General features: G+C 56.3%; 9 protein-coding genes. 5 read left to right on the top strand and 4 right to left on the bottom strand.

Going from position 1 to position 10,120, the window contains the following annotated elements; genetic code table 11:
- The coding region (locus NNA36_RS03915; protein WP_369681616.1) for a calcium-binding protein at positions 1–409 on the bottom strand (409 nt) is incomplete at its 3' end.
- 330 nt (positions 410–739) lie between these two features.
- On the opposite strand from NNA36_RS03915, the gene NNA36_RS03910 reads away from it, so the two are divergent.
- The 4 genes from NNA36_RS03910 (at position 740) to NNA36_RS03895 (ending at position 6,064) form a co-directional block, all read left to right on the top strand.
- Entirely contained in the window at positions 740–1,708 is a 969-nt protein-coding gene (locus NNA36_RS03910; RefSeq protein WP_255104370.1) for a response regulator transcription factor, read from the top strand.
- 237 nt (positions 1,709–1,945) lie between these two features.
- Positions 1,946–2,302, top strand: coding sequence for an Hpt domain-containing protein (locus NNA36_RS03905; RefSeq protein ID WP_255104369.1), 357 nt, complete (start codon positions 1,946–1,948; stop codon positions 2,300–2,302).
- An 88-nt stretch (positions 2,303–2,390) separates the two neighbouring features.
- A complete protein-coding gene (locus tag NNA36_RS03900) occupies positions 2,391–5,630 on the top strand; it encodes an ATP-binding protein (protein ID WP_255104367.1) in 3,240 nt (1,079 codons plus the stop codon).
- A 38-nt stretch (positions 5,631–5,668) separates the two neighbouring features.
- Positions 5,669–6,064, top strand: a complete 396-nt coding sequence (locus NNA36_RS03895) for a response regulator (protein ID WP_255104365.1) — start codon at positions 5,669–5,671, stop codon at positions 6,062–6,064.
- A 7-nt stretch (positions 6,065–6,071) separates the two neighbouring features.
- Here NNA36_RS03895 and NNA36_RS03890 read toward each other — a convergent pair whose 3' ends face one another.
- Both NNA36_RS03890 and motA read right to left on the bottom strand, forming a co-directional pair.
- Positions 6,072–6,503 carry a hypothetical protein gene (locus NNA36_RS03890; RefSeq protein ID WP_255104364.1) on the bottom strand — a complete coding sequence of 144 codons (432 nt, stop codon included), beginning with the start codon at positions 6,501–6,503 and terminating at the stop codon, positions 6,072–6,074.
- A gap of 4 nt (positions 6,504–6,507) precedes the next feature.
- Positions 6,508–7,377, bottom strand: a complete 870-nt coding sequence (gene motA / locus NNA36_RS03885) for a flagellar motor stator protein MotA (RefSeq protein WP_255104362.1) — start codon at positions 7,375–7,377, stop codon at positions 6,508–6,510.
- 172 nt (positions 7,378–7,549) lie between these two features.
- Between motA and NNA36_RS03880 the strand changes: the two genes are divergently transcribed.
- Positions 7,550–8,767 (top strand): hypothetical protein, encoded by a 1,218-nt coding sequence (locus NNA36_RS03880; protein WP_255104360.1) that lies wholly within the window; start codon positions 7,550–7,552, stop codon positions 8,765–8,767.
- Positions 8,768–8,785: 18 nt separating this feature from the next.
- Here NNA36_RS03880 and NNA36_RS19910 read toward each other — a convergent pair whose 3' ends face one another.
- Positions 8,786–10,003 (bottom strand): flagellar motor protein MotB, encoded by a 1,218-nt coding sequence (locus NNA36_RS19910; protein ID WP_303623613.1) that lies wholly within the window; start codon positions 10,001–10,003, stop codon positions 8,786–8,788.
- Between the last annotated feature and the right edge of the window lie 117 nt (positions 10,004–10,120).

Below are 10,120 nucleotides of genomic sequence, written 5' to 3'. Positions count from 1 at the left end.
CATCCGCGTTCCCTGCATAAAAGTAGACTTGCTCAAAGCCCGAGAACTCGGTGCCGTCGGCGAGTTGGATCAGACCGGGCGTGCCAGCATCAAAGGTGACATTAAACTGGGTGTCGTGTGTGCTGCGATCCAGTTCGAGGAAGTCATTGCCCGCCCCGCCGATCAGCGTGTCATTGCCATCGATGTCGCTGACATAGACCTTGTCATTGCCCGCCCCGGCATCAATCGAGTCATCGCCGCCGTTGCCGTAGAGGGAGTCGTTGCCGGTGCCGCCAAGGAGTGTGTCATCAAAAACGCCGCCATAAAGAGTATCGTTGCCCGCGCCGCCATCGATCACATAGTTGCCGATGTCTCCGGTGCGGTTGATGGTGTCATTATTGGGGGTGCCGTTTACAAGAATGGGGGGCATCGAAATCTCCAAAATCAAATGGCGTTATCTAGCGTCAACTATCGACAAATCAGATTGACCGCGCAAGCCGAACTGACTTTTCCGCTACGTGTATTTGTATGAAATTGGCCACCACCTTTGTTTCCGCACTGAAGACAATATTCCCGTTTGAGGCGAATATTTCCACATGCGGCCAAATTCGCGCCACATTTCTCCTTTTAGATGAATCACAAGGCCGCCAGAGTCGGGTAAGCGCGAAAACCGACAGGCGGTGAGCCCTGAAAGGGCCGGCGACGGATCAAAAGCAGTGTGCAGAAGCAGGTACTGGGATCCGGTTTGTTGGAGACAGAGATGAAAATTCTTGTAGTGGATGACGATGAGCTGATCCGTGAACTGCTGGTCGAGATTCTGACCGCGCACGGTTATGAGGACGTCACCCAGGCGGAAAGCGGCGAAGACGGTCTCGAAAAGATCCAGGCGGCGGCGCAGCCCTTTGATTGCTTCATGTTCGATATCCAGATGCCGGGCAAGGACGGGATCGAGCTGTGTGGCGACGTCCGGAACATGGTCCAGTATAAGGACACTCCGGTCGTTATGATCACCGCGATGAACAACCAGGATTACATCGGTCGCGCATTCTCGGCGGGTGCCACGGACTATGTGACCAAGCCGTTCGATACCACCGAATTGATTACACGCATCCGGCTTGCGGACCGTCTTCAGGCGGAAACCAAACGTGCCAGCCAGGCGGCAGTTACTGCACAGGCCAAGCCGAAGCCGCCGTTCTCCGAACCGATTGCGATCACGGAAATCCGTGGCTTCGTCAATAGCGCGATCCTTGAAAACTATGTGCTCATCAACCTTGAGCAGAAGCATTTCCCGCTGGCCGCGGTTGCGATCAACATTCCGGAGCTTAGCGCAGTGCACGCAGGATCGGGTGAGGGTGAGTTCACCTATGTGCTTACCGACATCGCAGAGGTTCTCGCGGACCTTCTGTGTGGTGCGCAGGCCTTCATGTCTTATGTGGGCAACGGCACATTCCTGTGTGTGGGCAATCGCCACAAGATTCCGGCCACGAGCGAGATGCAGAGCGATCTGATCGTCATGCTGAACGATCCTGACCTTGTGTACTGCGACGAGGTTCAGACCAGCTTTACCGCGCTGGTTGGCGAGAAATCGGCCCCGAAGCTGTTTGAGAAGCGCGAAGACCTGCGGTTCCTGAACCGTGCCTTGGAAAGCCTTTCGGAAGCGGGGGCGGCCAATCCCGGAGCACGGACAAAAAAGCTTGGTGACCGACTGGGTGTTCCCTTCGCGGCGTAACCAGATCGGGAAAAGTGACGCAGGAAATAAACCTATGGGCGTGCGTGGGGGCGCTGGCCTGTTGGGAACTGTGGTGAAATGATCCCACAAACCGGAAAATGAGAGAGAAATCTTCGAAAACGTTAATCCAGATTTAACCTTTTGAAGAAAATCTTCACGTTTTCCTTGAAACTGATGTAAGCTGCCGAAAAGAACCAAAAAAGCGTCAAACGACGCAAAATCGAGCGGGTTGCAGTTATGACTCATGGCGTGGGAGCGGCAGGTGCCGCCACTCTTGAATCTGGCATAGCCAGGATCAGAGAACGTTTTATCTTGGGCTTGGAGGATCGTGAGGACGAGTTTCTGGACTATCTGGAAATCGTCGATGACCCCGCCCAATCCGAAAATGCGATTAACAGTATCCGGGCCAAGGCGCACAAGCTGCATGGCCTTGCCGGAACAGTCGGTTTTGCGCGACTGGGCAGTCTGGCGGCCCAGTTGGAACACCACATCGACTTGCTGCTCGCCGGTCCGCGTCCATTGGAGGTTGGGTTCGCCAAAGAACTCCTGAATGCCCTGCTGGACGAGATAGAGACAATCCTCAATAGCGAGTGAGGCTGTGATGCGTGTCAAAGATCTCGGCACAAAACTAGCTTCCTGGCTTGGAAGAGGTACCTGGGTTCTAGTTTTCAGTATTTTATGTTTGGCCCTTTTGTTTGGGCTGGGTGGGCCGCTTGCAACGGCGCAGCAGGCGGAGACGTCTGTTGAGCGCGAGGAATTTCAGATTGGCATCCTGGCTACCGAGGGCGCAACGCGTGCGCTTGAGGCCTGGCAGGCTACTGCCGATCTTTTGAATGCCGCTGCTGATGAACAGAAATTGCCGTATCGCTTTACGATCCAACCGCAGACGCATGGCACGCTCTACAAATCGATCGAAGACCAGTCGGTAGATATGCTGTTGACCGATCCGGCGTCGTTTGTGGCCGCGGAAGTTGAGTATGGCGCGCGCTCGCTGCTTTCCATGGCGCATATGTGGGAAGACCGTGCATACGACATGACCGGTGCCTTGGTCTTCGTGCGTTCGGACACAGCAATTCGCTCGCTTGAGCAACTGGAAGGCCGCAAGGTCATGGCCGTCGCTCAGAACGACTTTTCGGGGTGGTGGCTGGCCGAGCAGGAGTTCCGCAAGCACCGTCTTGAGCCTAGTGACATCCTAGGTGACTTGGTGTTCTCCGGTGGGAACGAGCGGGAAGTGATCTATGCGGTTCAGTCAGGTCTGGTTGATGCAGGCGTGGTTCGTGCGGGCATCCTAGAAAGCCTTGCCCGCAAGGGTGTTGTCGATATCGGTGATTTCGCGCCCGTTGGTCTTTTGGCCCACAGCGAGTTTCCTTACTGGGCGAGCACGCCGCTTTATCCGGAATGGGTGATGTCGGCGCTTCCGGGAATGCCGGAAGATGCGCTTGCCCTGACGATCAACACGTTACTGTCGGTTACTCCAAGCAGCCCGGCTTCGATTTCGGCAAATGGCGCTGTCTGGCAGGCGCCGCAGAACTATCACGCTGTTCATGACTTGCTGATCTCCCTTCGCGCGCGCCCCTATGAGAACTACATCATGCAGGCGGTCGCCCGGATTTTCCGCACCTACCGCTGGACGATCCTAGGGGTTCTGGCACTGAGCCTCGTCTCGCTGGCGTTCCTTGTTTATGAATTGCGCCGCAACGTGCAGCTTGCTGAAGAGCAGCGCGATGTTCTCCAGTCGGAAGTGCGCTCCAAGAAGTTCTATCGCAGCGCCATCGAGGAACACACGGTGTTCTGTATGCTCAATAAGGATGGCGTGATTTCGCACGTCAACGAACGGTTTATAAAAGCCAGTGAGCGCACGCGTCAGGGTCTGGTGGATCGCCCCTTGCGTGATCTTCTGAATGAAAACGACCAGACGCTTCTGGAAGACGAGATCATGAGTAGCATGGAACTGGGTGTGTCCTGGGCTGGGCCGCTCAAGCTGACGCGCGAAGACGGGTCGGCTGCCTGGATCCAGTGTACGTTTGTTCCGGTGACCAGCACGTCGGATCAGTTGAGCGAAGTCGCAATCGTTGCAACAGACGTTACCAAGACGCGTAAAGGCGCGTCGGAAGCGCGGTTCCAAAACACGCTGGAACTTATCCAGGATCAGGTCTTTGTCATGCGTCCGGGCTCTTTCGAGTTGCTGCATGCCAACGAAGCTGCCGAGCGTACCCTGTCGCGCCGCAGTGCCGGGGATGACTGGCGCGGTAAGAAGGCGAGCGATCTGATCACCGAAGACGACTTTAAAGAGTTGAAAACGCGCGCGGATGCGATCATCGCCGGACCGCAACGTCGGATGACCTGGGAGACCGAGGCCAAGGGTGGCATTACCTATGAAATCAGCCTTGAATACGCCGAACCAGAGCAGGACGAACCCCGCCTGATCGCAATCTATCGTGACATCACCGAGCGCAAGGTGGCGGAGAAGGCCAAGAACGAATTCATCGCCACGGTCAGCCACGAGTTGCGGACGCCCCTGACATCTATGAAAGGGGCGCTTGGCCTCGCGCTTTCGGGCAACCTTGGCGAAATGCCGGAGAAGATGAACAAACTTGTCACGATGGCGAATACGAACTGTGACCGCCTGGTGATGCTGATCAACGATATTCTCGATCTTGAGAAAATCGAGGCCGGCAAGATGGAATTCAACATGGAGAGTTTTGATCTCCGTGATCTGGTTTCCGCCGCCCTTGAGGCGAACCAGTTCTATGCAGACAAGTTCGGTGTGAAGTTCCGCAGCGATGTGCACGAAGAAGATCGGGCGCATTTGACGCTTGGGGACGTTGGGCGCCTGCGCCAGGTGATGGACAACCTGATGTCGAATGCCGCGAAGTTCTCTCCCAAGGGGGAAGAGATCATCGTGTCTCTCTATCAGAACAACGGATGCTGGCGGATTTCGGTGCGCGACTTTGGGTCCGGCATTCCCAAAAATGCGCAGGACAAGATTTTCGACAAGTTTTCGCAGGCTGACAGCTCGGATACCCGTTCGCAGGGTGGTACCGGACTTGGGCTTGCCATCGTCAAGCAGATTGTCGAGAGCCATGACGGGCGTATCTTCTTTGTGAGTGAAGAGGGCACAGGCACCGAATTCTACGTTGATCTGCCACGCATGGATGGTGAATCGCTAGTCGCCATTCCGGCTGAGTTCTCCCACGACGACGAGGCCGTGTTCTCGGCGCTTCGCGAGGAAGAGGCCGTGGCCGTTGGTTCTGATGCCGAACACGCGGTCAATCAGCTTTTGAGAAGCGCACGCAAGCTGAGTGGTTCCGTCGAGGTTGAACTGGGCCGCGTCAACGCGATGCAGGTGGCCAAGGGCCGTGGTGTTCTTTCTCAGTCTTCCATCCTCAACTGGCTGAGTGCCGATGGTCGTTCGCTTTTGTCGGAACTGATCGAGCGCAGCATGATGGAGAACCGGGAAGCCATGATCGTCGAGGTTGCGCTGGAAGCTGCAGCTGATGGCGCGAAAAAGCCGACGGCAGACGAGGTCTTCCCTCTGGCGCACGAGTGGCTGGCGGGCATCAAGGGCGAAGCAGAAGGCGAAGAGGCAAAGATCAACTGTATCCTGATCTCGGGCAATCCGGTCATTTCGGATTGGGCAAAAGAACAAGGTTACATGGTTGTGGATGACGCGCTGCAAGCCGTCAGCCTTGCCGAGCAGGAAGACCACGCTGGCGATGCGATCGCCCTTTATCACGAAGCCAACAACACGAGCATCGTAACCATCTTCCCGCTTCAGGGTGGCAAGCTTCCTGAGGGCCTGCCGCTGTCTCTGGTGGTTGCCCGTGGGCAGGCACCACAAGCCGAGCGCGGCGTGGTTTCGAAATTCACAAGCACAGATGGGGGTGGCCGGGGCCGCGCACGGCGCCGCAACACATCCTGATACCACAGAAGTGGCACTCACCTATTGGGGAGGATCGAATGAGCGAACTGACCAAAATTCTTCACGTTGAAGATGACCCGGAAATTCTTGAAATCGCCGAAATGGCGCTGGGTCTGATTGGCGGATTTGAAATCGTACAAGCTGATCGTGGCGAGAAGGCTTTGGACCTGCTGGAATCCGCAGCGCCGCAGCTCATTCTGAGTGACGTGCAGATGCCGGGTCTGACCGGCCCCGAGACGCTTGCGGCCATTCGCGCAACGCCCGGATTCGAGACCATCCCCGGAATATACATGACGGCCAAGCTGTTGGACGCGGAAAAAGGGGCATTGTGTGGCCCTTATGATCTTGGCGTGATTGCAAAGCCATTTGATCCGACAACGCTGCCTGACCAAATCCGGGAGCTATGGGCCGCAGGGCTGGAAACGGCTGCCTGAGAGGCGCTCAGCGCTGTCTGTGGCGCAAATAGATGTTCTGGGCGACTTCGGCGGTTTCAGCCGTCTCGCGCCGCTGCTCGGCAAGCTGGTCCTTGGTGCGGGCCATGTCCAGAACAACCTCGTTCTTCTTTGAATCGATGAAGGCAGACTTGAGTTCTTCCTCGATGTCGTGTGCTGCCTTGGCCAGGTCCTCGAGCCGTAGGTTCAACGCCTTTCGCCGAAGCTCCGTGGCCTGAAGGAAATCGGACAGGAAGGGCAGGGTTTCGGTGGTGGCGGCTTCTACCTCCCGCGAGGCAAGCTGACTCAGGCTCACGAGTTGTTCGTTGATCCAGGATTGCTCTGTGCGGATGTCCGACAACCGTGCGCCGATGCCGTCGAGTTCCTGCTGCTTGATCCGTTGCAGCACTTCCAAGGCGGCTATGCGGCGGTTTCTGCTCACAGGTTCATGCTGCCTCGGTCAGGTCCTGACGGGCTTCTTCCATTTCGTAGAAGGTTGGTTGCAGGCTGGTCGGAATGTTGCCGCGGCCGATTTCAACACAGATGGTGGGCGAGTGGTTTTGAAGAATGGCGACAAAGATGTCGCGGATTACGGTGTAGAACACACCATCCTGTTCTTCGATAGCGCTCAGGCGATCTGATACCGGTGCCACGAAAAGATAAGCAAGGAAAACACCAAGGAAAGTACCCACAAGCGCACCACCGATCAGGGCACCCAGCACGGCCGGCGGCTTGTCGATCGAGCTCATGGTTTTGATAACACCCAGAACAGCGGCAACAATCCCGATCGCGGGGAGCGCGTCTGCGACCTTGGTCAGGCTGTGCGGCGGCACCAGCGCTTCGTGGTGGTGCTTCTTGAGCTTCTTGTTGATCACGTCTTCGGCCTGGAACGGGTCATCGAATTGCAAGGCCAGCATCCGGAAGCTGTCGGTAATCAGATCAATCGCGAAGTGGTCGTTCTGGATTTTCGGAAACTGCGAAAAGATGCTGCTTTCCTTGGGGTTTTCGATGTGTTCATCCAAGGCAAGCATGCCCTGTTGCTGATACATCTTGGCCAAGGTGAACATCAGGTTGAGAAGATCGAGATAGTCCTTTGCGGCCCACTTGGGCCCCTTGAATGTCTTCAGGATCGCCTTGCCGGTTGCCTTGATCGTTCCAAATGAGTTGGCGGCAACAAAGGCACCGAGCGAGGCTCCACCAATCATCATGCCTTCGAATGGCAGGGCGTGCGTGATCACCCCCATCTCGCCGCCAGAGAGCAGGTAGCCCCCGAAAACCATTCCCATAACAAGGACAAAACCGAGAAGAATGTTCATTGTGTATCGCCTCTGGGTGACCGTCTCTCTTTCATATCACCCAGTTTTACGCATTTTTCAAGAAAATCGTGTCGGAAAAGCAAGTACAATACAATTTACACAAGAATAATTGACAAGAATTAACCTTGTGATAACCATGAGGAGAAACATGTCCTGATCCTGGGGGATTGTCATGCTGCATTCCGAGAAAGTTTTGGCTGTTCTTGCAGAAGCAAGAGAGATGTCATCGGTTTTCGATGCCTGGCCCTCTGACATGAGCCTGGCAATCTGCCTTTTCGCAGACGGTGACTGCCGTTTGATTGTGTTCCGCGAAGAAGAGCAGCGCAGCGTACTGGCACGCCTGTCCCGTCACTTTGAGATCGAGCCGAGCGACATGTGCGTTGTGCCAAAGGCAGACGGATATCCGACCCGGGTTCTTCATTATTCAGATCAACAACGTCTCATGGCGCTTGTCGCGGAGCAGCAGGATATCGTGGATGAGGCCGCCGATTATTCGGTCAACTTTACCTTTGCCTTGGAAGAAGGGCTGAATCCCGAAGTTCTGTTAGGGGCGGTCGAGACTGGTGCGGTTGAAGACCCTGGCGAGGAAGATCACGAGGACGCGGGCCTTGAAGACGAACAGATCGTTTTGTCCTTCAAATCGTCGCTGGCATCGAAAATCAAGGAGGCGCCAGAAGAGGGCGCAAAGCTTGCGACATTGCCAAGTTTCCTGCGCCGCCCAAAACCATCGCTTCCGGGGCCGGGGTTTCGGTCGTTGATCGAGATCGAGGCGGAAGACGCGGCGTTTGAGACCTTTCAGCTCTACAAGTCTCAAGGCGGATGGATCGAAGTTTCCAAACCGGGCGCAGATGGCTCTGAGCTGCGGGTGGTAAGCCCTGAGAAGATTTACTTGCGGGACGATGGCAAGGTCGTGGCGCTGGCGCGCGAGAAGAACACCCTCCGGTTCCAGGTGCCGCCGACGCGTTTCCTGATCGACGCCGGAATTTTGCCGGAACGTCTTCGCAAGCTGTTCGAACAAGGTGTCGGGGCGGTGCAAGTGCGCAAAACGGCAGATTTTGTTTACCTGCGGATTGAGGCGCGGGCAGATGAAAGACCCGTTGCGAAGCCCAAGCTGGAAGACATCAAGATCGAAGTTGATCCGAAGTTGTTGCAACCGGAAAAGCCGGAAATTGTCGAGCAGGTTGAAGTGCCCGTCGCAGCTCCTGCCAAGACTGTGAAATCCTCCAAGAAGGGCGCGCTTCTGGCGACAACCGTGGCCATTCTTTTTGGCTTGTTTGGTTTGGGAATCGGAATGTTGACGGGCTTGGAAAGAGCGGCTGAAACTCAGTCGGAACAGCCTGTGGGCAAAGAGCCCTTCCAGCTTTCGAAGTTTTTTCCCCGCGCGGAATGAACCGCACGGGGATAATGCTTAGCGCAGGGCGCTGCGCAGGTTTTCAAACACCGCTTCATCCAGCATCTGCGCGGTTGTAACCGGCTCGGGTTTTGCTTCTGCCTTTGATTCAACAGCCGCAGGTTTGTCTGCTGTCTTTGTGGTTGCTGCTGCTTGCTGGCTGTCCGAGGCCTGCGATTGCGATTGCGATTGCTTGGGTGCCAGAGGTTTTTCGAACTGCAACAGGATGCTGATCCGACGGTTGGACGCGTGCTTGGGATCATCCTTCACGAGCGGATCCGTGTCAGCCATGCCGGATACCCGGATGATGCGGCTCCGTTGGACACCTGCGGTTTCAAGGAACCGGCGCGTTGCGTTGGCACGATCAGTCGACAGGTCCCAGTTGTCGTAGGCTTTCCGGCTGGTGAACGGAACCGAGTCGGTGTGGCCAGTGATAACCATCTTGTTCGGCAGACCAGACAGGGACGTGCCCAGTTTATGGAGCAGTTTCTCGGTTGCGCCTGCCATCTTGGCCTGACCGCTGGCAAACATCGGGTTGCCTTCCTGATCAACGATCTGGATGCGCAGACCTTCTGGAGTTTTCTCGAAGATCACGTTCTCTTGCAGCGGGCGCAGGTCGGGGTTGTCTTGCATGGCCTGGACAAGTTCTTCGTGAAGTGCTGCCAGACGTGCGGCATCAGCAGCCTGCTCGGCTTCTTCTGCTGTAATTTCGCTTGCTGCAGCACCACCTGCTTCTGTTGCGTCACCGGCATCGGCCATTGCAGCCGCCGAGGTCTCTTCCTGCGGATCCGTAATGTCGGCATACTCCGTGGTGGACGCCCCAGCTGCGGGATATTCGTGCACGCCAATGTTGCTGCCTTTCACCTTTTCCTGCGGATCGGCCGTCGGAGTGACGTCGCGCACTTCCCATTGAGCGGGAGAGGGGTCATCGACCTTGCCCAGATCGGCGCCGCGGGCAACGACCGCGCCATTTGATGCCGTCAGGGTGCCGGGAGGGCCCAGCGTCGCGCCATCGAGAACACCACTGCCGCCGGGTAGGGTTGCATTGGTGAAATACTCGGCAATGCCGCGCAGTTTTTGTTCGTCGGAGGACGAGAGAATCCACAACAGCAGGAAGAATGCCATCATGGCGGTCATGAAGTCCGCATAAGCAACTTTCCAGGCACCGCCGTGGTGCCCGTGGCCTTCGGTGACCTCGATCTTGCGGATGATGTTTACTTTTGCGTTCGCCGCCATTGTCTCTGCCTCTCACGCACCATTGAACTTGGTAACTTCGGAACCGGGCGCAATGCACCTAGCCCTTCGAGGCAATTAATGAACGGTGAATCCGCCCCCACATGGGCGCAAATATGA

Source organism: Shimia sp. CNT1-13L.2 (assembly GCF_024331145.1).
Taxonomy (GTDB): Bacteria; Pseudomonadota; Alphaproteobacteria; order Rhodobacterales; family Rhodobacteraceae; genus Shimia.
The sequence above is the reverse complement of the archived record's forward strand: the minus strand, read 5'-3'. Positions and strand labels throughout refer to the sequence as shown.

Bases quoted from the DNA above. Each gene is read 5' to 3' on its own strand.
- NNA36_RS03910 (WP_255104370.1), top strand. From the start codon at position 740: ATGAAAATTCTTGTAGTGGATGACGATGAGCTGATCCGTGAACTGCTG.
- NNA36_RS19910 (WP_303623613.1), bottom strand. From the start codon at position 10,003: ATGGCGGCGAACGCAAAAGTAAACATCATCCGCAAGATCGAGGTCACC.
- NNA36_RS03880 (WP_255104360.1), top strand. From the start codon at position 7,550: ATGCTGCATTCCGAGAAAGTTTTGGCTGTTCTTGCAGAAGCAAGAGAG.
- motA (WP_255104362.1), bottom strand. From the start codon at position 7,377: ATGAACATTCTTCTCGGTTTTGTCCTTGTTATGGGAATGGTTTTCGGG.
- NNA36_RS03895 (WP_255104365.1), top strand. From the start codon at position 5,669: ATGAGCGAACTGACCAAAATTCTTCACGTTGAAGATGACCCGGAAATT.
- NNA36_RS03905 (WP_255104369.1), top strand. From the start codon at position 1,946: ATGACTCATGGCGTGGGAGCGGCAGGTGCCGCCACTCTTGAATCTGGC.